Below are 20406 nucleotides of genomic sequence, written 5' to 3'. Positions count from 1 at the left end.
GCCTTCCATCGCCGGCTGCTCCCCGTTTGGAGCCGCCCTCCAGGTGCTGGCCAGCCCCGCCACGGTTTACCCGTCCGCGGCCCCGATGGCCGCAACATATGAGGAGCCCGTCATGGGTCAGTCTGTCGTAGTGCTTGGTGCCCAGTGGGGCGATGAAGGCAAGGGCAAGATCGTCGATCTGCTCACTGAGGAAATCGGCGCCGTCGTGCGCTTCCAGGGCGGCCACAATGCCGGCCACACCCTGGTCATCAACGGCAAGAAGACCGTCCTGCACCTGATCCCGTCGGGCATCCTGCGTGACGACGCGCTGTGCCTGATCGGCAACGGCGTGGTGATCTCGCCGGCCGCGTTGCAGAAGGAAATCGCCGAGCTGGAATCCTCCGGCGTGGAAGTGCGTTCGCGCCTGAAGATCTCCCCGGCCGCGCCGCTGATCATGCCGTACCACATCGCCCTGGACCAGGCGCGCGAGCGCGCTGCCGGTGGCAAGGCGATCGGTACCACCGGCCGTGGCATCGGCCCGGCCTACGAAGACAAGGTGGCGCGTCGCGGCATCCGCATCGCCGACCTGCACTACCCGAAGCAGCTGGAAGAACTCCTGCGCACTGCGCTGGATTACCACAACTTCGTGCTGACCAAGTATCTGAACACCGATGCGGTCGATTTCCAGAAGACCTTCGACGAAGCGCTGGCCTTCGGCGAGTACGTGCAGCCGATGAAGTCCGACGTGGCCGGGATCCTGCACGACCTGCGCAAGCAGGGTAAGCGCGTGCTGTTCGAAGGCGCGCAGGGTGCGCTGCTGGACATCGACCACGGCACCTACCCGTACGTCACCAGCTCCAACACCACCGTCGGTGGTGCGCTGGCCGGTTCTGGCGTCGGCGCCGATTCGATCGACTACGTGCTGGGTATCGCCAAGGCCTACGCCACCCGCGTCGGCGGCGGCCCGTTCCCGACCGAACTGGACGACGAAGTCGGCCAGGGCATCCGTGACCGCGGTGCCGAGTACGGTGCCTCGACCGGTCGCCCGCGTCGCTGCGGCTGGATGGACATCGTCGCGCTGAAGCGTGCCGTGGCCATCAACGGCATCAGCGGCCTGTGCATCACCAAGCTGGACGTGCTCGATGGCATGGAAAAGCTGAAGGTCTGCATCGCCTACGAATACAACGGCAAGCGCACCGAGTACGCCCCGCTGGACGCACAGGGCTGGGAAGACTGCACCCCGGTGTACCTGGAGTTCCCGGGCTGGAGCGAGAACACCCACGGCATCACCCACTGGGACGACCTGCCGCCGGCCGCACGTGCCTACCTGCGTTCGCTGGAAGAGCTGGCGGGTTGCCCGATCAGCATCGTCTCCACCGGCCCGGACCGCGACCACACCATGGTCCTGCAGGATCCGTTCGCCTGAGTGCGTGACTGGTAGCGCTGGGCCATGCCTGGCGTCGCAGAAGGAAGAAGCCCCGCGAACGCGGGGCTTTTTCGTTACTGTGTTGCCAGTGCCGGCGAGGAAGCGAAGCGATGACCAGGATGTCAGCGTGAAAGGCGAGACCGTGGTGCGGGTCACCCTGTTGGTGTTGTGGAGCCTGTGGGTCATCGCCTGCGCGGTTCTGGCGCTCGGCGCCATCGCCAACCATCTGGCCTCGCGTACCCAGACCCTGCCGCTGCTGCTCAGCCCCGGCGCGACGGCCGAGGTGACGGTCTACCGCTTCATTGATGACCAACTGCGGCTGCGACTGCGGTATGCCGCAGACGGTACTGAGGCTGACCCTGAAGTGCTGCTGCGCATCGACACTCTCACCGGTCATGGGGACTTCCGCGCAGGAGAGCGTTCGGGAGTGGCCGGGCAGGGTATCAACCGCAGGCTGGCATCGGTTGAGTCCAGCGGGCTCATGGCGTCCTGCTTTGGATATGGCCGCGGTGATGCATTGCCACGCGGGCGCTCATGGCTGCGAGTAACCGTACTGGAGGTGGACCCGGCGCTGGCGGGCAGGGCGGCCGTGATCGAACTGCAGCCCCCGCTGGACCTGCTGAAGCTGACCGACCTGGATTACGTCTGGCTGTGGCCGTTCTTTTTCTGGAAGGTGGCGGCACTGTTCCTGCTGATTCCCGGGGGTGCGTTGGCGGTGTTCACGTTCACCTTGCGGCGCTGGCAGCGCCGGGCGTCGAAGCAGCCGATTTCAGCAGCGGATACGGATTGATCGATTCCCCCTTCCACCACTGCTTCTCCGGCCCCAGTACGTGTACTTCGAAATGCAGGTGCGGGGCCTCCGCGCTGGCATTACCAGTGCTGCCCACATAACCAATCACATCCCCGCGTTTGATCACCTGCTTTTCGCTCAGGCCATCGGCATAGCGCTGCAGGTGCGCGTAGTAGTAGCACCAGCGTCCGCTGGGCTCGAACTGGTAGATGGTCAGCCCACCGCGCTTGCTGTCGAACAGCTTCTCCACCGTGCCGTCGGCCACCGCCAGCACCGGCGTACCGGCATCGGCCATGATGTCGATCGCATCGTGCACGCGGCCCTCGCTGCGTGCATCGGTGAAGGTGTCGCGCAGTTGAGAGGGCAGTACCCCCTGCACCGGCAGCAGCAGGGTGCCCGAGGCTGCGTCGATGCCAGTCGGTGCCGTCGCGCGCGGCGCGGCAGCTTGCATCGACGGCGTTGTGGCCACGCTGGGCTGCGCTGCAGGAGTGGACGCGGCCACGAATTCGCCAGCATCGCGGCGCAGCCACCAGCCCAGTCCCACACCCAGCAGCACGCCCAGCACGATCAGCTGCGAAAAACGCATCGGCTCACTCCTGCATCACCACGGGGACGGAGGTATCCACCGCATCGGCCACGCGCAGCGCATCCCAGTTGGTCATGCGTACGCAGCCATGCGATTCGGTCTTGCCGACATGGCCCGGTACCGGCGTTCCGTGGAGGCCATAGTGGGGCTTGGACAGGTCGATCCAGACCCGGCCGACCGGATTGTTCGGGCCTGGCGGCAGCGTGGCTTTCTTCTCGCCTTTGCGCGCATCCCAGAACAGCTTGGGGTTGTAGTGGAACGGCGGGTCGCGATATACGCCGAGAATCTTCCATTCACCGATCGGCAGCGGATCATGCTGGCTGCCGGAAGAGACCGGCACCTGCGCGATCACCTTGCCCTGCACATCCAGCAGCTGCAGCGTGGAATCGGACTTGTCGACCACGATCTTCGCCGCCTTCGGCAATGCAGCCGGTGCGATGTTGGGCACCTGGATGCGATTGCCGGCCTTGGCCAGATCGACGCCGGGGTTGAGCGCCTTCAGCAATGCCGGCGACGCATGGAAACGCTCTCCCAGTGATTCCTCGACGCTGCTGTAGCCCAATGCCTTCAGCTTTGCCTGCGCGGCGGGCGTCTTCGGAACGGCGATGAACGGCCCGGCCACGTCCTCGGCGGTCAACGTGTAACTGGCAAGCGGCGTGGTCGCATCGGCCTGCAGTGCTTTCCAGGTGGCATCGTCCAGCTCTCCGCTCACTGTCAGGCCGTGGGCCGCCTGGAAGCCTGCCACGGCCCGGCGCTGATTGCTGCCGACCTCACCGTCGATCTCGCCCGGGGAGAAATTGGCGCGATCCAGAAGCACCTGGGCGTGCAGTGGCGATCGCGCCGCGGTATCGGGTCCGGTCTTCTCGGCAATGGGCTCCGGCAGCTGGACCGGCGGCGGCACCTGCGCGAAGGCGGGGGACATCAGCAAGGACAGGGCGAGCAGGGCGGGGCGACATACGGGCATGGAGATCTCCGGCAGATGGCAGCTCCACCCTGCCCGGAGAGGCTGCGCAGCCCCCGTGAAAGCAACCTGATGCTGGCATGAGCAGTGCGGTCCCGGCGGGCGGTTGGACCTTGCCGCAGAAGCGCGGCGCGTGGCCTCACCAAGGTGAACGGCTGCCGACGCGCGTGCGTGTTGCCGATCAAGATTGCCGGTGGCACGGCCGATAGGGGCGCATCCCCCCGTTTTGGATGTACCGATGAACTACTTGAGGAATGTCAGGGTTGCCTGGCGTCTTGGGCTGGGCTTTGGCCTGTTGCTGCTGCTGGTCGCCGCCGTGGTGGCCACCGGCGCCACCGCCAGTGTCGTGCAGAAGCGCGCGATGCAGCAGGTGGTCGACGTCAGCGTGGCCAAGGTGCGCCTGCTGTCGCAGATGCTCGATGCCAACAACCAGATGATGGTGGTGCGCCGTGAAATGCTGATCCGCCAGGGCGAAGCGCGCGACAGCGACGAGCAGCGCATCGCCGATCTGGTCAAGCGCTATGAGGCCAGCTGGACCGCCTATCAGGCACTGCCGGGTGATGCGGAGGGCAAGGCCATCGCGGAAACCATCGCGGCCAAGCGCGCCATCGCGCGCCCGCTCAACAAGCAGACCAGCGAACTGATGGAGCAGGGCGACTACCCGGGCGCCGTGGCGCTGACCCTGGGCCCGGTGCAGGAAGCGGCCAATGGCTGGAACAAGGCACTGTCCGACGGCGTGGACTTCGAAGAGAAGGAAAGCCGCGATGCAGCCGCCGAGGCGATCAGGCTGGGCGAGCGCAGCCTGCTGCAGCTGCTGGTGCTGGGCGGCGTCGCACTGCTGGTCGGCATCGGTGCCTCGGTGATGATCGGCCGCAGCCTGACCGGCCCACTGGCCCGCGCGGTGAACCTGGCCGAACGCCTGTCCAAGGGCCAGCTGGAACAGGAATTCCGTCTTGGCGGCCGTGACGAACTGACCCAGCTGGGTGAGGCGATGGCCAGCGTGCGGCAGAGCGTGCAGGCGGCGATCGGCGCGCAGCTGCAGATGGCCGAACAGCATGAGGCGGGCGCGATCCGCTATCGCATGGACGCCAGTGCGTTCCCTGGCGATTTCGGCCGCATGGTGCAGGCGACCAACAGCCTGGTCGAATCGCACGTGCAGGTGGAACTGCTGATGGCTGAAGTGATGCAGCGTTACGCCATCGGTGACCTCAGCCGCGACCTGCCGGACTACCCGGGCGAGAAGGGCACGCTGACCCGCACCCTGGCCGCGGTGAAGCAGAGCCTGATGGCGATCAACGCGCAGATCGATGAACTGGCCCGCGCCGCGCGTGCCGGTGATTTCAGCATGCGTGGCGATGCCACTGCGTTCCAGTTCCAGTTCAAGGCGATGGTCGAGCACCTCAACGGCATGATGGCCAGTTCGCAGTCCAGCATTGCCGATGTCTCCGACGTGCTGCGCGCGATCTCGCACGGCGACCTGACCGCACGCATGGATGGCGAGTACGACGGTGTGTTCGCCCGCATGCGCGACGACGCCAACACCACCACTGCGCAGCTGACTGGCATCGTGCGGGGCATCCAGGTGGCTGCCGACAGCATCAACAACGCGGCGCAGGAACTGGCCGCCGGCAACAACGACCTGTCGCGCCGCACCGAGCAGCAGGCCGCCAATCTGGAAGAAGCGGCCGCATCGATGGAGGAACTGACTTCCACCGTACGCCAGAACGCCGAGCTGGCACGTCAGGCCGACAGCGAAGCGCATGCCGCCGGTGCCGCGGTGCGCGAGACCGAGCAGGCGATGGCACAGATGGCATCGGTCATGGGCGAGATCGATCAGTCGTCGGCTCGCATCTCGGAGATCTCCACGGTGATCGACGGCATCGCGTTCCAGACCAACGTCCTGGCGTTGAATGCTGCAGTGGAAGCTGCGCGCGCAGGCGAGCAGGGCCGTGGTTTTGCCGTGGTCGCCAGCGAAGTGCGCACGCTCGCGCAGCGTGCCGGTGTCGCCGCCAAGGAGATCAAGGAGCTGATCGAAGACGCCGCTGCCAAGGTGAAGAGTGGCCTGGCGGTGACCGTTGAATCGGAAGCCGCGATCGCGCGCGTGGCCCAGGCCAGCTCGCGCACCACCCAGCTGATGAGCGACATCGCAGCGGCCAGCAAGGAACAGGCCGCCGGCATCGAGCAGGTCAACCAGGTGGTGGTGCAGATGGACCAGGTGACCCAGCAGAACGCCGCGCTTGTGGAAGAAGCCACTGCCGCGAGCCGCGCGCTGGAAGAACAGGCGCATGCACTGACCACGTCGGTGGCGGTATTCAAGGTAGAAGGCGCGGCGGTCTCTGCTGTGCCCCGTCGCGCAGCCTGAGCGGGCAGTGCAGCGACAGGAATACGGCCGCCTTGAGCGGCCGTATTTCGCTGGAAGGAGCCCGTCTACTGCTGAAGGCCGTGCTGACGCAGCCGAAGTTGTCGCATGGATGAGGGCGCTCCCCCCCTGACCGACGCTTCAGGCGCGCGCACGCGTACGCGTACGCGCAGCTTTCTTCGCCGCCGCCTTGCGCACGGTCTTCTTCGCGGCCCGCGTCTTGGCTGCCTTCTTTGCGGCGGCGCTCCGCGAGGCGGCCGTACCCGTCTTCCTGGCCGCAGCCTTCTTCGCCGTCTTCTTTGCGGCCTTCTTGGTGGCCTTCTTTGTGGCGGTCTTGCGAGCGGGTGCCTTCTTTGCCACCGCCTTCTTCGCAGGTGCCTTCTTCGCTGCCGTCGCCTTGGTCGTGGCCTTCTTTGTGGCCGACTTCCTGGCAGGCGCCTTCTTGGCAGCCTTCTTGCTGGTCGCCTTCTTCGCGCCCTTGCGGGCACTGCCGCTACGTTTGCCTCCACCGTCCTGCTTGTTCACGGTGGCCCAGGCAATGCGCTCGGCGGTGCCTTCACTCGCGCCGCGATCACGTTCGCTTTCCTCGATGTGCTCGGCCTGGCGCTTCTGTTTCTCGGTATATGCGGATTTGTCACCACGGGGCATGACGGATCTCCTGTCGTAGTAGTCAGGCCAGCAGGCGCAGCTTCGGTTCACGCGCCCATTGGCGGGTGGCGGCCGCCGCCAGGAAGGCCTTGGCGTCTTCCGCTTCGACGATGCCGGCATCGTTGCCGACCCGCGCCGCCTTCAGCAGCGTCTGGCCGCCTGCGTCGCTGGCGATGGCCTTCAGGTGCGCCCACGCCTGGCTGACGAATTCGACGGCTGCACTCTCTTTCGACAAGGCCTTCGCGGCTTCCGGGCTGAGCACCACGGCCACCGCATCGAACACAGCCGATGGCGTGCCCGCCAGTTGCCCATCCGCCGTCTGCATCGCCCCATCGCTCAGCGTGGCGCCGCCTACTTTGGGCGCGACCAGCTTCACGTCTGCACCCGCCTTCCGGGCCGCTTTGCTCAGGCTGGCCATCACGCGCGCGTCGGAGCCCTCATCAAACAGGATGCCGATGCTGCGCCCTTGCAGGGTGGGCTTGTTGCGCCCGATCACGCGCACCTCGGAAGCGGCAGGCATGTCCTGCACCGGCGTGGCGGTCGGCGCGGGGTCGGGCAGTGCAGGCAACGAGAGCCCATCAGCTACGCGCTGCGCCAGTGATTCGTCGATGTTGCGCAGGTGGCTGACGGTACGCTCCCGCACCTTCAGCGTTTCCACCTTGGACAACTCGAACACCAGCGCCGATGCCAGGTGCGCCTGCTCCGGCTTTTCCAGGCTCCGGAAGAACATGCGGGCTTGGCTGTAATGGTCGGCGAAGCTCTCCGCGCGGGTGCGGCCCTTGCGTCCATCGTCGGCGCTGGAATGGCTGCGGAAACCTGCGGGCGTCTCGCGCGGCGAGTCCTCCTGCAGCGAGCTGGGATCATAGGCGACGCGGCCCTTGGGCACCTGCATCTGCATGTGGCCGTCGCGCTGGTGATTGGCGAACGGGCACTTCGGGGCATTCACCGGGATCTGGTGGAAGTTCGGGCCGCCAAGCCGCAGCAGCTGGGTGTCCAGGTAGGAGAACAGGCGGCCCTGCAGCAGTGGATCGTTGCTGAAGTCGATGCCCGGCGGCACGTTGGCCGGGCAGAACGCCACCTGTTCGGTCTCGGCGAAGAAGTTGTCCGGCCAGCGGTCCAGCACCATGCGCCCGATGACCTGCAACGGCACCAGCGATTCGGGAATGATCTTGGTCGGGTCCAGATGATCGAACGGGAATGCGTCGGCCTCTTCTTCAGTAAACAGCTGCACTCCCAGTTCCCATTCGGGAAAGTCGCCGCGCTGGATGGCCTCGAACAGGTCGCGGCGATGGAAGTCATTGTCGGCCGACTGCAGTTTCAACGCTTCGTCCCAGACCGTGGACTGGATACCCAGCTTGGGCCGCCAGTGGAACTTGACGAAGGTCGACTCTCCCGCCTCGTTCAGCAGGCGGAAGCTGTGCACACCGAAGCCTTCGATCATCCGCAGCGAACGCGGTATGGCGCGGTCGCTCATCGCCCACATGATCATGTGCATCGACTCGGGCATGAGCGAGATGAAATCCCAGAAGGTGTCGTGGGCCGTGGCGGCCTGCGGAAACGCACGGTCCGGTTCCATCTTCACTGCGTGCACCAGGTCCGGGAATTTCATGGCGTCCTGGATGAAGAACACCGGAATGTTGTTGCCAACCAGATCCCAGTTGCCCTCCTTGGTATAGAACTTGACCGCGAAGCCGCGCACGTCGCGGGGGGTATCCACCGAGCCCGCGCCGCCGGCTACCGTCGAGAAACGGGTGAACACGGGCGTCTTGACGCCTACCTCGGTCAGGATGCGCGCGCGGGTATGGGCGGCCAGTGACCGGGTCAGCTCGAAGTAGCCGTGTGCTGCGCTGCCACGTGCGTGCACGATGCGCTCGGGAATGCGTTCGTGATCGAAGTGGGTGATCTTCTCGCGCAGGATGAAGTCCTCCAGCAGCGTGGGCCCTCGGGGCCCCTGCCGCAGGGAGTTCTGATTGTCCGCCACCGGGATGCCCTGATCGGTGGTCATCACCGGATGGGTGCCCCCGGCCTGCTGGTGCAGTTCATCGCCGTCGCCCCGGCGGTGGTTTTCGGCAGGGGCGGTTGCGCGCTTGCCGGTCGGCTTGCTGGCGGCCATTGACGTTGGCTCCGGATCATCAGAAGGAACCACGACACTGGAACCAGCCCCGTTAAACCGAGGTCCGGCAGAGGTGAACGTACAGGCAAAAGCAGGCTCGGGTATGCTTGCTCCATGCGAGTCGAGCCCGCCGACATCGAAGCCCTGTTCGACGCCATCCCGGATGTGCTGTTTTTCATCAAGGACCTTCAGGGGCGTTACACCCACGTCAACCAGACCATGCTGCGGCGGCTGGGCCTGCGCGCGCGCAAGGACGTGATCGGGCGTACCGCGGCCGAGATCTACCCGACCGGGCTCAGTGCGGACTACGTCGACCAGGACGCCCGCGTGCTGTCCGGCGAGGTGATCGAGAACCTGATGGAGCTGCACCTGTTCGCCAACCGCGAACCGGGCTGGTGCCTGACCTGCAAGCGCCCGCTGGTGGTCGATGGGGCCATCGAGGGCCTGATCGGCATTTCCCGCGACCTCGGCCAGAAGGACAGCCTCGGTACCCAGTACGAGCAGCTACGGCTGGCCCTGGCCCACCTCAATGCGCACTACGCCGAGAACGTGCGCATGCAGACCCTGCTGGACATCACCGGCTTTTCGCTGTCCAAGCTGGAGCGCAGTTTCCGCAAGGTGTTCCAGATGACCCCTCAGCAGGTGCTGACCCGGCTGCGCATCCAGATGGCCATGCACCTGCTGCACGGCGACGACAGCATCGCCTGCATCGGCCAGGCCTGCGGTTTCAGCGACCAGAGCGCCTTTACCCGCAAGTTCAAGGCTGAAACCGGTTTCTCGCCGCGCGCCTACCGCGCCCGCATCGGCGGCAGTGTCGGCGAGCCAGCGCTGGCCTGAGCCGCCTGCTGCGCTGTGCCTATCCCCGCAGGCATGGGACAGGGTAAGGTGTCGCCCCTGTAGCCCGCCGCCAGCCCCGCCGATGCCCAACTCGATTCCGACCGCTTCGCCGTCCCGCCTCGGGCATTCGCTCAAGCCCCGCCAGCTGATCATGATGGGCCTGGGCAGCGCCATCGGCGCCGGCCTGTTCCTCGGTTCGGGCGTGGGCGTGCAGGTGGCCGGTCCGGCAGTGCTGGTGTCGTATCTGGTCGCAGGCGCGCTGGTGATCATCGTGATGAACGCACTGGGCGAGATGGCGGCGGCCAAACCGACCAGCGGCGCGTTTTCGGTGTATGCGGCCGACGCCATGGGCGCCACCGCCGGTGCCACGGTCGGCTGGTTGTGGTGGGTGCAGCTGGTGATCGTGATCGCCGCCGAGGCGGTGGGCGCGGCCGGGTTGCTGGCCACGGTCTGGCCTGCGGTGCCGGTACCGATGGCAGCGCTGGCCTTCATGCTGTTCTTCACCGCGATCAACCTGCTCGGGGTGAAGAACTTCGGCGAGTTTGAGTTCTGGTTCGCCATCCTCAAGGTCGCGGCGATCCTGGCGTTCATCGCCATCGGCGTGGCGCTGCTGATGGGCTGGCTGCCGCAGGTGACCTCGCCGGGCTTGAGCAACTTCACCGAACATGGCGGCTTCGCACCCAAGGGTCTGGCCGGTATCGGTGCCGCGCTGCTGGTGGTGGTCTTCGCCTTCGGTGGTACCGAGATCGTGGCCGTTGCGGCGGCGGAGACCGAAGATCCGGAGCGCAGCATCGCCCGTGCCATCCGCACCGTGGCGTGGCGCATCCTGGTGTTCTACATCGGCTCGCTGAGCGTGATCATCGCTGTGGTGCCGTGGACCAGCGAGGCGCTGAAGTCGCCGTTCGCCGCCGTGCTGGATATCGCCCGTATTCCGGGTGCCGGCACTGCCATCACCCTGATCGCGGTGATCGCGCTGCTGTCGGCGCTCAATGCCAACCTCTACGGCGCCTCGCGCATGATGTACTCGCTGGCGCAGCGCCGTGAAGCGCCGGCCGTGCTGGGCTGGACCGATCCGCGCCAGGTGCCGGTGATCGCCGTGCTGGCCAGCGTGCTGTTCGGCTTCGCCGCCACGGTAATGGAACTGCTGTTTCCGGACCGGGTGCTGCCGGTACTGCTGAACATCGTCGGTTCCACCTGCCTGCTGGTGTGGACGCTGTCGCTGGTCTCGCAGCTGGTGCTGCGCCGCCGCGCCGATCGCCTGGGCACTCGCCTGCCGTTCCGCATGGCCGGTTTCCCGTGGCTGACCTGCTGCGCGCTGGCGATCCTGGCGCTGATCTTCGGCCTGCTGCTGAGCGAGGCGCACACCCGCCTGCAGTTCCTGTCGATGGTGGCGCTGACCGCCACGATCGCCGCTGGCAGCGCCATCGCGCGGCGCATGCGCGAGGCGTGATTCTGTAGAGCCGACCCACGGTCGGCTGCTGTTCGCGCGGCCGCCAGCCGAGCATGGGCTCGGCTCTACAGCAGGCATACATCCGCCGTGCCATCCTGATCGCGTGGGCCGCCAGCGGCCCGTCGACCGGGAGTACCGCATGCTGCGCAGCCGTCCTTTCCTGATGTTCACCGGCCAGGCTGAGGCCGCCCTGGCCCTGTACGCCGAAGCCTTCGCCGATCTCCGCCTGCTGGCCCTGCAGCGCCACCCCGAGGGCGCCGGTGCCGGCGTGCCCGGGCAGGTCCGCCAGGCCATCTTCCTGCTGGGCGGCACCCACTACCTGTGCTTTGACAGCCTGGACGTGCACGACTTCACCTTCAGCCCGTCGATCTCGCTGTTCGTCGAGTGTTCCGGTGCCGAGCAGTTCGAGCGCGCCGCGCGTGTGCTGGGCGAGGGCGGCCACTGGTTGATGCCGGTGGGCGACTATGACTTCAGCAACCGCTACGGCTGGGTGCAGGATCGCTTCGGCGTGTCGTGGCAGTTGAGCCTGGGGCAGATGCCGGACCCGTGATCGGATGTTTGTGGGTGTGGACTTTGGTCCACACACCCTCATGAAAACGGCCCGCTTGCGCGGGCCGTTCTCTTTACCGATGCAGCGAGGAATCAAGCCTCGACTTCATCATCCTTGTAGGCATCGACCGGAATGCAGGCGCACATCACGTTCTTGTCGCCGTACACGTTGTCCACGCGCGCCACCGGCGGCCAGTACTTGCTCTGCTTCAGGCTGGCCAGCGGGAATGCAGCCAGTTCACGCGGGTAGGCGTGGGTCCACTCGCTGGCGGTCACCGCGGTGGCGGTGTGCGGCGCGTTCTTCAGCGGGTTGTCTTCGCGGTCCAGGCGGCCGTCTTCGATCGCGGTGATCTCCTCGCGGATCTGGATCATCGCGTCGATGAAGCGATCCAGCTCGTGCAGCGATTCGCTCTCGGTCGGCTCCACCATCAGCGTGCCAGCCACCGGGAAGCTCAGGGTCGGTGCGTGGAAACCGAAGTCGATCAGGCGCTTGGCCACGTCCTCGGCGCCGATGCCGCTGGTCTTCTCCAGCGGGCGCACGTCCAGGATGCACTCATGCGCCACCAGGCCGTTGCGGCCGGTGTACAGGGTCTTGAAGTGCGGTGCCAGGCGCTTGGCGATGTAGTTGGCGTTGAGCTGCGCGACCTGGGTGGCCTTGCGCAGGCCTTCGCGGCCCATCATCGCGATGTACATCCAGCTGATCGGCAGGATCGAGGCGCTGCCGAAGCTGGCCGCGCTGACCATGCCGACCGGGCCGTTGTCACCCAGCTTGCCCGGCAGGAACGGCGCCAGGTGCTCCTTGACCGCGCACGGGCCAACGCCCGGGCCGCCACCGCCGTGCGGGATGCAGAAGGTCTTGTGCAGGTTCAGGTGCGAAACGTCCGAACCCCACTTGCCCGGCTTGGCCACGCCGACCAGGGCGTTCATGTTGGCACCGTCGGTGTACACCTGGCCGCCGTGCTTGTGGATGATCTCGCAGATCTCCACCACCTCTTCCTCGAACACGCCGTGCGTGGACGGGTAGGTCATCATGATCGCGGCCAGGCGGTCGCTGTACTTCTCGGCGTTGAGGCGGATGTCCTCTACATCGACGTTGCCGTTGGCATCGGTCTTGGTCACCACCACCTTCATGCCGCACATCTGTGCCGAAGCCGGGTTGGTGCCGTGTGCCGAATCCGGGATCAGGCAGATGTCACGGTGATCTTCGCCGCGCGAACGGTGGTAGGCGCGGATCGCCAGCAGGCCGGCGTACTCGCCCTGCGCGCCGGAGTTCGGCTGCAGGCTGACCGCGTCGTAGCCGGTGCATTCGACCAGCATCGCTTCCAGCGTGTCGATCAGTTCCTTGTAGCCCAGCGCCTGGTCGGCCGGCACCAGCGGGTGGATCTGCGAGAACTCCGGCCAGGTCACCGGGATCATCTCGGCGGTGGCGTTGAGCTTCATGGTGCACGAGCCCAGCGGGATCATCGTGCGGTCCATCGCCAGGTCCTTGTCGGCCAGCGAACGCAGGTAGCGCAGCAGTTCGTGCTCGCTGTGGTGGGTGTTGAACACCGGATGGGTCAGGAACGCGGACTGGCGCAGCAGGCCGGCCGGCAGCGCGTCGGCGGTGCTGGCATCCAGCGCGTCGACGTCCAGCGAAGCACCGAACACCGCAGCCACGGCGACGATGTCGGCGCGGGTGGTGGTCTCGTCCAGGCTGATGCCGACCGAGTCGCTGTCGATCGCGCGCAGGTTGTAGCCGGCGGCGCGGGCCTTGGCATGGATCTCATCGGCGTGCACGCCGGTGACATGCAGGGTGTCGAAGAAATCGCCACCAACCTGCACGCCGGCATTGCGCAGCGCTGCGGCCAGGATCGAGGCCAGGCGATGGGTGCGGCGGGCAATGCGGGTCAGGCCTTCCGGGCCGTGGTAAACGGCGTACATCGAGGCCATCACCGCCAGCAGCACCTGCGCGGTACAGATGTTGGAGGTGGCCTTCTCGCGGCGGATGTGCTGCTCGCGGGTCTGCAGGGTCAGGCGGTAGGCCGGGTTGCCCTGGGCATCGACCGAAACACCGATCAGGCGGCCCGGCATCGAGCGCTTGTAGGCGTCACGGCAGGCCATGAAGGCGGCGTGCGGGCCACCGAAGCCGAACGGCACGCCGAAACGCTGGCTGTTGCCGACCACGATGTCCGCGCCCCATTCGCCCGGGGCGGCCAGCAGGGTCAGGGCCAGCAGGTCGGTGGCCACGGCCACCAGGCCGCCGCGTGCGTGCACGGCATCGACCAGCGCCTTGTAGTCGCCCACCTGGCCGAAGGTATCCGGATACTGCAGCAGCAGGCCGAAGGCTTCCGCTTCCAGCGCTTCGGCCGGGGTGCCGACGCGCAGCACGATGCCCATGGGCTCGGCGCGGGTACGCAGCAGTTCCAGCGTCTGCGGATGCACGGCGTCGTGCACGAAGAAGGTGTCCGACTTGGACTTGGCCGAACGCTTGGCCAGGGTCATCGCTTCAGCAGCGGCGGTGGCTTCGTCCAGCAGCGAGGCGTTGGCGATTTCCATGCCGGTCAGGTCGGCGCACAGGGTCTGGAAGTTGATCAGCGCTTCCATGCGGCCCTGCGAGATTTCCGCCTGGTACGGAGTGTAGGCGGTGTACCAGGCCGGGTTTTCCAGGATGTTGCGCAGGATCACGTTCGGCGTGTGGGTGCCGTAGTAGCCCTGGCCGATGAAGCTGCGCAGCACGGTGTTCTTGTCGGCGATCGCACGGATCTTCGCCAGTGCCTGTACTTCGGTCATCGACTCCGGCAGCGCCAGCGGTGCCGGCGACTTGATCTTGGCCGGTACGATGGCATCGGTCATGCCATCCAGCGACGCGTGGCCGACGACATCGAGCATCTGCGCGATCTCGGCGTCGTTGGGGCCGATGTGGCGCTCGACGAACGCGTTGTGGTGCTCGAGCTCACGCAGGGAAGGGGTGTTCTGGGACATGGCGAAGGATCCGTCAGGAAAGGGCACACGCACGGGCACAAGCCGCCGGTCGGCGGTCTGCGGGGCGCCCCTCTGTCCTTTTGCCTGAGAGTTTAAAAGCGCGGAAAACCGCAGCTTCGTGCCCCTTCGGCGCCGGATCGAACCGGTCTCTCCAGAGTTGTGTTACGGGTGGTATCGGGCCTGAGCGATTACGGGCGTTGCGCCTTCGGCAGCGGTGTTCCGCTTCTCCCACCGTGTTGCCCGCCGATTATAGCCCGTTGCGGGCCCGGCCAGCGGCCGCCGGTCGGTGCCGCCGCGCCTGAATGGCCGATGGCCCGGCCGTGCGTTTTGTGCAGTGCTGCGTGGCATCAGGCGCAATCCCCACCTATGATGGGCGGATACCCGAATTCATCTGGCGCCGTCCCCGTTGTTGCGGGACCGGCGCCCGCCGTGCGTGCCCCGCATGGCCCTGCCGGACGCTTCCTCCATGACCGCCGCTGTTGCCCCTTCCACCCGCCGCATGGCCCTGCTGCTTGCCGGCCTGGCCATGTTCGGCCCGTTCTCGATCGACACCATCTTCCCGGCGTTCCCGCAGCTGGCCCAGCGCCTGGCGGTGGACGAGGTGGCGGTGCAGCAGACCATCAGCGTGTACCTGCTGTTCTATGGCCTGATGAGTCTGGCGCACGGCCCGCTGTCCGATGCCTGGGGCCGCAAGCGGGTGATCCTCGGCGGTCTGGTGGTGTTCGTCGGCGCCTCGGTTGGCTGCGCGCTGTCCACCGACCTGTCCACGCTGCTGGCGTTCCGCGCGCTGCAGGGCCTGTCGGCGGGTGTCGGCATGATCGTCGGCCGCGCGGTGATCCGCGACCTGTACCACGGCCACGATGCCCAGCGGCTGATGAGCCAGGTGTCGATGCTGTTCGGCATCGCTCCGGCCATCGCACCGATCATCGGTGGCTGGATCCTGCTCAGTGGCGCCGGCTGGCCGCTGATCTTCTGGTTCCTGGTGGTGTTCGGGCTGGTGCTGTTGGCGGCCACCGCGCGCTTCCTGCCGGAAACCCATGCGGTCGAGGCACGGGTGCCGCTGTCGCCGCGCGTGCTGCTGCGTGACTACGTGCGCATCGGCTTCAACCCGCGCTTCCTGCGCCTGGCGCTGGCCGGCAGCATCGGTTTCGGCGGCATCTTCCTGTACATCTCCTCGGCACCGGTGTTCGTGATGCAGCACCTGCACCTGGGCGAGGGCGGTTTCGCCTGGTTGTTCATCCCCACCATCGGCGGCATGACCACCGGCTCGTTCCTGTCCGGGCGCATGGCCGGGCACACCACGCCCACACGCCAGGTCGCCATCGGTTTCAGCCTGTGCGCGCTGTCGGCGCTGCTGAATGTCGGCTACGTGGCGCTGTCGCCGCAGTTCGTGCTGCCGTGGGCGGTGCTGCCGATCTTCCTGGGCGGCATGGGCATGGCCCTGATCTTCCCGATCCTGGCCTTGGCGGTGCTGGACATGTACCCGCATCAGCGCGGCCTGGCCTCGTCGCTGCAGGCCTTCGTGCAGCTGATGATCAGCACCGTGGTGGCCGGCGTGGTGTCGCCGCTGCTCAGTGCCAGCCCGCTGCACCTGGCGCTGGGCCAGGCCGCGTTCTTCGGCGCCGGATTCGTTTTCTGGTACTGGGAACACCAGCGTGAACGCGCGGCGCAGGCAGCCTGCACGGGCCATTGAGCAGTGCGCAGGGGTAGGGCAGGCCGCGATGCCCGTAAGGCTTGCGGCGAGGAACGACCGGACTAGGCTGGGGACTCCAGCCAGCCGGTGCGTGGATGCACGACAGCCAGCCGATCCGATGTCGTTGCATGAGGTTCCCCCATGGCTGCGCAGCAGACCTATCGCCTGTTCGAGGTGGCGCTGAAGGAGCGCCGCGTTCTTTCCCCTTCCCTGGACCGCATGGTGTTCACTGGTGCCGACGTGGCGCGGATGAAGACCGAAGGCCCGGACCAGCGCATCAAGGTGTTCTTCCCCTTGCCCGGCCAGGACGTGCCGCAGGTGCCCAGCGGCGAGGACTGGTATCCGCGCTACCGGGCGCTGCCGGACGACCAGCGCCCGCCCATGCGCACCTACACCATCCGCCACCTGCGCGCCGAGCAGGGCGAGGTCGACGTTGATTTCGTGCTTCATGGCGAGACCGGGCCGGCCTCGCGCTGGGCCATCCACGCGCGACCGGGCGACCGCGTAGTGCTGCTGGCCCCCGATGCCGACTGTGCCGACAGCAGCGAAGGCTGGGAATGGAAACCGCCGGCGGGAGTCGGCCAGGTGCTGCTGGTGGCGGATGAAACCGCGCTGCCGGCGGTGGCCGGAATTCTTGAGGAACTGGCGGCCATGGTCGACCCACCGCGCACGCTGGCGCTGCTGGAGGTGGCGCAGGCCGGTGATGCGGTGCACCTGAAGGCGCCCTCCAGCGCCGAGCTGGTCTGGCTGCCGCGCGGGCAGGCCGCCTACGGACAGCCGTTGCTGCAGGCGGTCCAGGCGCGGTTGGCAGCGACCTCGAGCGTGGCTGCCGGCGATGCGCTGGAGGAGATCGACGTCGATACGCAGATCCTCTGGGAGCAGGCTGATACCCGCGTGGCCGGTCCGCTGTATGCCTGGGTGGCGGGTGAGGCGGGGGCGGTGATGGCGATCCGCCGCCACCTGGTGCGCGATTGCGGGCTGGACCGCCGCGCGATCACCTTCATGGGCTACTGGCGGCATGGCAAGGTGCTGGACTGACCTGACTGGATCGAGCACGCGTGAAGCAGCGCTGTGGGCGGGGTGCGCTATCCTTGCGCCCCCCTTCGCAGCGGTACCGCACCATGTCCACCAGTTCCAAGACCCGCCGCGACCAGCGCCGTCGCCAGGAAAAGCAGGCCGCCAACAAGGCCGCCGCGCAGGCGTCGCCGGTGGAACCGCATGCCGAACTGCGCGATGCTCAGCGCACCCTGCTGGCCGGTGTCGTGCGCCGCGACGGCGAATGGGTGCTGGGCATGGACGGCCGCATCGCGGGCCACAGCGAGAGCGCTGCGCAGGTGCTGGCGCTGATCATGCAGGCCGGTGAGCTGCACGAGCGCAATGGCACGCCGGTGCGCCTGATGTACTCCGATGCACTGCGCGATGCCGCACAGGCCGAAGCGCAGGAGAAAGGCCAGACCTTCGAGGAATTCAAGGCCGAGCTGGCCGCGGCGATGGCGGCGAAGAAGAACAGCTGATCCGCCGTGGGTAGCGCCGGGCCATGCCCGGCGAGCGCAGCGGTGCGATGAAGAGCCGCCGGGCATGGCCCGGCGCTACCGGAAACATCAGGGGCGGATCCTCGCGGACCCGCCCCTTTTCTCATTTTGCTGCCGGGGCCGCGTTGGCCTGCCAGCCGCACATCTGGCCTTCGTTCTGCTGCTTCAGCCACTCGTTGACCGGGGTGAAGTACTCGATCATCGGGCCGGCATCGAGCTTGTCGGTACCGGTCAGTTCCTTCAGCGTGGCCTGCCACGGCTGGCTGGCACCCTTGCTCAGCATCGCCCAGTACTTCTGGCCGGCTTCCTTGTTGCCGTAGAAGGTGCACTCATGCAGCGGGCCCTTGTAGCCGGACGCGTCGCACAGGCCCTTGTAGAACTGGAACTGCAGGATGCGCGCCAGGAAGTAGCGGGTGTACGGGGTGTTGCCCGGCACGTGGTACTTCGCGCCCGGATCGAAGAACTCTTCGCCACGGGTGCTGGCCGGCGCCACGCCCTGGTACTTGGCCTTCAGGTCCCACCACGCCTTGTTGTAGTTGTCGGCGGTGATCGAGCCATCGAACACGCCCCAGCGCCAACGGTCGATCATCAGCCCGAACGGCAGGAACGACACGCCCGACAGCGCCATGCGCATCTGGTTGTTGATGACCGCCTCGCGGCTTTCGGTCGGCGCATCGACCAAGCCGATCGAGCTGAGGTACTTGGGCGTCATCGCCAGCACGATGGTGTCGCCGATTGCTTCATGGAAGCCATCGTTGGCACCGCCCTGGAACAGCGGCGGCAGCGGGTTGTAGGCCAGGTCGTAATAGATGTGGCCCAGCTCGTGGTAGATGGTGGTGAAGTTCTCTTCGTTCGGCTTGATGCACATCTTGGTGCGCACGTCGCCTTCCATGTTCATGTCCCAGGCGCTGGCGTGGCAGACCACGTCGCGGTCGTCAGGCTTGATGAACTGGGTCTTTTCCCAATAGGACTGCGGCAGCGACGGCATGCCCAGCGACACGTAGAAGTCCTGCGCGCGCTCGGTCATCTGCTTGGCGGTACGCAGTTCGGCCTCACGCTGCGCCTTGTACTGGGCGGCCACGTTGGCGTCCTTGCCGGCCTTGGCCAGCGCCGCGCTCAGGTTGGTCTGGTACTGCTTTTCCAGTGCCGCGGTGATGTCCAGGCTGCCGGCGCCGGGGTAGGGTTCCAGCTGGTCCCACAGGTTCGACCAGTCCTGCTGCCACATGTTGCCCAGCAGGTGCGCCGCGATCAGGCCGTTGCCCACTTCGGCCTTGTCCTTGCCGTAGGTCTTGTCCAGCTTGCCGCGTGCGTAGCAGTGCAGCTGCTCGTACATCGGCTTGACCTGTTCCCACAGGCGATCGGTTTCCGGGCCGATCTGCTCCGGCGGCATGTCGTAGCCGCTGCGCCACATCTGGCCGGCATCGGTGAAGCCCATGCCCTTGGCACCTTCGTTCACCAGGCCGACGAACTTCTGGTAGTCGCCGCGCATGCTCTTGGTGGTGCTGTGCCAGCCCTGCCAAGCGTCGAGCTGCTTGTCGTAATCGCGGCTGCGTGCCAGCACCTGTTCCAGCTCGCCCAGCTGGCGGCAGGAGTTGGGATCGTTGGCGTCGGTGCAGTACTTGCCGGCACCGTAGCTGCCTTCCATGCGGGTGGCGATCTGGGTCAGCTCGGCCAGCTTGGCCGGATCGCGTGGCGCCGGCATCGAGGACATCAGTTTCAGCAGGTGGATCGCGCGCTTGCTGTCCTCGCTCATCGGCTTGCCATCGAACTTGGCGGCCTGCTCGATCCAGCTGTTGAGCTGGGTCAGCGAGCGCTCGTTGGCCTTGGCCGCGATGCGTTCCGAATCACTGTTGATGTAGGTGGAGGACAGCCACTGTGCCGAGGTCATCTCCGGGTAGGCGGCCTTGAATTCGGCATTGATGCGGGCCACGAACTGGTCGGCGGTTTCGCCGGCCGGGGCGCTGCTGCTGGCGGTATCGGTGCCTGGGGCAGCTTCCTTCTTGCAGGCGGCCAGGGCCAGCGTGGCGACGGCGACTGCCGAGGCCAGCAGGAGATGACGGTGTTTCACGGGCGGTCCTTGGGTGGTGAACGACGGCCGAAGGCTAGTGGGCCGTCGCTGCCACCGCAAGTGGCGGAAGTCGGCCGGGCGGCGCCCGGCACCCGCAGAGGCTTTCAAGCAAGGGCAAAGGCCGAAGCAACAGCAACAGCGGACTATTCTTGGTTTGGCGGGGCGGTGTGGACTTGCAGGACACGCCGTGAACCCATCCATGGGGGCTCGATGGCGCCATCCATGGCGCCAACGGTCCTGCAAGCCCACACCGCCCCACCTCTGAAAGATCGTAGCGGCTGTTGGTGGGTGTCGACCTTGGTCGACACATCTGTCAGGTATCGACAGTCAAAATGGGGTCGGATCCGTTTTCCTCCGGAAAACGGATCCGACCCAAGGTCGTCCCAACAGACCGCGGAAAACTGTCGAAGGCGGGGTGGGTCCGGTGGCGGGAGTGTCCGCGGCATGGATGCCG

At 66.7% G+C, this 20406-nt stretch carries 15 protein-coding genes and 1 riboswitch; of the genes, 9 read left to right on the top strand and 6 right to left on the bottom strand.

Features of this window, described 5'->3' with window-relative positions:
• The first annotated feature begins 112 nt into the window (after positions 1 to 112).
• Together ARC63_RS05385 and ARC63_RS05380 are read left to right on the top strand one after the other, a co-directional pair.
• The gene (locus ARC63_RS05385) at positions 113 to 1405 is read left to right on the top strand and encodes an adenylosuccinate synthase (RefSeq protein WP_010482787.1); all 1293 of its coding nucleotides are present in this window, start codon (positions 113 to 115) and stop codon (positions 1403 to 1405) included.
• Between the two features lie 127 nt (positions 1406 to 1532).
• Positions 1533 to 2195 (top strand): hypothetical protein, encoded by a 663-nt coding sequence (locus ARC63_RS05380; RefSeq protein WP_057502739.1) that lies wholly within the window; start codon positions 1533 to 1535, stop codon positions 2193 to 2195.
• Here ARC63_RS05380 and ARC63_RS05375 read toward each other — a convergent pair.
• Complete coding sequence (locus ARC63_RS05375) at positions 2131 to 2781, bottom strand: M23 family metallopeptidase (protein ID WP_057502738.1); 651 nt, start codon at positions 2779 to 2781, stop codon at positions 2131 to 2133. The two genes, ARC63_RS05380 and ARC63_RS05375, sit on opposite strands and share 65 nt — an antisense overlap.
• 4 nt (positions 2782 to 2785) lie before the next feature.
• Complete coding sequence (locus ARC63_RS05370; protein ID WP_057502737.1) at positions 2786 to 3745, bottom strand: L,D-transpeptidase family protein; 960 nt, start codon at positions 3743 to 3745, stop codon at positions 2786 to 2788.
• Between the two features lie 235 nt (positions 3746 to 3980).
• On the opposite strand from ARC63_RS05370, the gene ARC63_RS05365 reads away from it, so the two are divergent.
• On the top strand, positions 3981 to 6104 hold the full coding sequence (locus tag ARC63_RS05365) for a methyl-accepting chemotaxis protein (protein WP_057502736.1): 2124 nt from the start codon (positions 3981 to 3983) through the stop codon (positions 6102 to 6104).
• A gap of 138 nt (positions 6105 to 6242) precedes the next feature.
• Here the strand turns inward: ARC63_RS05365 and ARC63_RS05360 are convergent, their stop codons facing one another.
• Positions 6243 to 6749, bottom strand: a complete 507-nt coding sequence (locus ARC63_RS05360; protein ID WP_057502735.1) for a hypothetical protein — start codon at positions 6747 to 6749, stop codon at positions 6243 to 6245.
• Between the two features lie 22 nt (positions 6750 to 6771).
• Entirely contained in the window at positions 6772 to 8862 is a 2091-nt protein-coding gene (locus ARC63_RS05355) for a catalase (protein ID WP_057502734.1), read from the bottom strand.
• A gap of 114 nt (positions 8863 to 8976) precedes the next feature.
• Between ARC63_RS05355 and ARC63_RS05350 the strand changes: the two genes are divergently transcribed.
• The 3 genes from ARC63_RS05350 (at position 8977) to ARC63_RS05340 (ending at position 11699) form a co-directional block, all read left to right on the top strand.
• Complete coding sequence (locus tag ARC63_RS05350) at positions 8977 to 9699, top strand: AraC family transcriptional regulator (RefSeq protein WP_043399063.1); 723 nt, start codon at positions 8977 to 8979, stop codon at positions 9697 to 9699.
• 82 nt (positions 9700 to 9781) lie between these two features.
• Positions 9782 to 11149 carry an amino acid permease gene (locus tag ARC63_RS05345; protein ID WP_057502733.1) on the top strand — a complete coding sequence of 456 codons (1368 nt, stop codon included), beginning with the start codon at positions 9782 to 9784 and terminating at the stop codon, positions 11147 to 11149.
• Positions 11150 to 11288: 139 nt separating this feature from the next.
• Entirely contained in the window at positions 11289 to 11699 is a 411-nt protein-coding gene (locus ARC63_RS05340; RefSeq protein WP_057502732.1) for a VOC family protein, read from the top strand.
• Positions 11700 to 11791: 92 nt separating this feature from the next.
• Here the strand turns inward: ARC63_RS05340 and gcvP are convergent, their stop codons facing one another.
• On the bottom strand, positions 11792 to 14659 hold the full coding sequence (gene gcvP / locus ARC63_RS05335) for an aminomethyl-transferring glycine dehydrogenase (RefSeq protein ID WP_019338660.1): 2868 nt from the start codon (positions 14657 to 14659) through the stop codon (positions 11792 to 11794).
• Between the two features lie 62 nt (positions 14660 to 14721).
• Positions 14722 to 14824, bottom strand: a riboswitch (glycine riboswitch).
• 301 nt (positions 14825 to 15125) lie between these two features.
• Between gcvP and ARC63_RS05330 the strand changes: the two genes are divergently transcribed.
• From ARC63_RS05330 to ARC63_RS05320, 3 genes are all read left to right on the top strand, one after another.
• On the top strand, positions 15126 to 16352 hold the full coding sequence (locus tag ARC63_RS05330; protein ID WP_010482798.1) for a multidrug effflux MFS transporter: 1227 nt from the start codon (positions 15126 to 15128) through the stop codon (positions 16350 to 16352).
• Positions 16353 to 16493: 141 nt separating this feature from the next.
• Positions 16494 to 17390: a siderophore-interacting protein gene (locus tag ARC63_RS05325; RefSeq protein ID WP_019338659.1), complete on the top strand. Its 897-nt coding sequence runs from the start codon at positions 16494 to 16496 to the stop codon at positions 17388 to 17390.
• An 83-nt stretch (positions 17391 to 17473) separates the two neighbouring features.
• A complete protein-coding gene (locus tag ARC63_RS05320) occupies positions 17474 to 17866 on the top strand; it encodes a hypothetical protein (protein ID WP_019338658.1) in 393 nt (130 codons plus the stop codon).
• A gap of 121 nt (positions 17867 to 17987) precedes the next feature.
• Here the strand turns inward: ARC63_RS05320 and ARC63_RS05315 are convergent, their stop codons facing one another.
• Positions 17988 to 19952: a M2 family metallopeptidase gene (locus ARC63_RS05315; RefSeq protein WP_053443371.1), complete on the bottom strand. Its 1965-nt coding sequence runs from the start codon at positions 19950 to 19952 to the stop codon at positions 17988 to 17990.
• Positions 19953 to 20406: the final 454 nt, after the last annotated feature.

The sequence above is a fragment of the Stenotrophomonas geniculata ATCC 19374 = JCM 13324 genome (assembly GCF_001431625.1).
Classification (GTDB): domain Bacteria; phylum Pseudomonadota; class Gammaproteobacteria; order Xanthomonadales; family Xanthomonadaceae; genus Stenotrophomonas; species Stenotrophomonas geniculata.
Note: the sequence above shows the minus strand (reverse complement) of the source record. Positions and strands in the feature narration are given on the sequence as shown.

What these genes read in the sequence shown, in the direction of transcription:
- ARC63_RS05360 (WP_057502735.1), bottom strand. Translation starts at nt 6,749, where the DNA reads ATGCCCCGTGGTGACAAATCCGCATATACCGAGAAACAGAAGCGCCAG.
- ARC63_RS05325 (WP_019338659.1), top strand. Translation starts at nt 16,494, where the DNA reads ATGGCTGCGCAGCAGACCTATCGCCTGTTCGAGGTGGCGCTGAAGGAG.
- ARC63_RS05330 (WP_010482798.1), top strand. Translation starts at nt 15,126, where the DNA reads ATGACCGCCGCTGTTGCCCCTTCCACCCGCCGCATGGCCCTGCTGCTT.
- ARC63_RS05370 (WP_057502737.1), bottom strand. Translation starts at nt 3,745, where the DNA reads ATGCCCGTATGTCGCCCCGCCCTGCTCGCCCTGTCCTTGCTGATGTCC.
- ARC63_RS05320 (WP_019338658.1), top strand. Translation starts at nt 17,474, where the DNA reads ATGTCCACCAGTTCCAAGACCCGCCGCGACCAGCGCCGTCGCCAGGAA.
- ARC63_RS05365 (WP_057502736.1), top strand. Translation starts at nt 3,981, where the DNA reads ATGAACTACTTGAGGAATGTCAGGGTTGCCTGGCGTCTTGGGCTGGGC.
- ARC63_RS05385 (WP_010482787.1), top strand. Translation starts at nt 113, where the DNA reads ATGGGTCAGTCTGTCGTAGTGCTTGGTGCCCAGTGGGGCGATGAAGGC.
- gcvP (WP_019338660.1), bottom strand. Translation starts at nt 14,659, where the DNA reads ATGTCCCAGAACACCCCTTCCCTGCGTGAGCTCGAGCACCACAACGCG.
- ARC63_RS05355 (WP_057502734.1), bottom strand. Translation starts at nt 8,862, where the DNA reads ATGGCCGCCAGCAAGCCGACCGGCAAGCGCGCAACCGCCCCTGCCGAA.
- ARC63_RS05375 (WP_057502738.1), bottom strand. Translation starts at nt 2,781, where the DNA reads ATGCGTTTTTCGCAGCTGATCGTGCTGGGCGTGCTGCTGGGTGTGGGA.
- ARC63_RS05340 (WP_057502732.1), top strand. Translation starts at nt 11,289, where the DNA reads ATGCTGCGCAGCCGTCCTTTCCTGATGTTCACCGGCCAGGCTGAGGCC.
- ARC63_RS05345 (WP_057502733.1), top strand. Translation starts at nt 9,782, where the DNA reads ATGCCCAACTCGATTCCGACCGCTTCGCCGTCCCGCCTCGGGCATTCG.
- ARC63_RS05350 (WP_043399063.1), top strand. Translation starts at nt 8,977, where the DNA reads ATGCGAGTCGAGCCCGCCGACATCGAAGCCCTGTTCGACGCCATCCCG.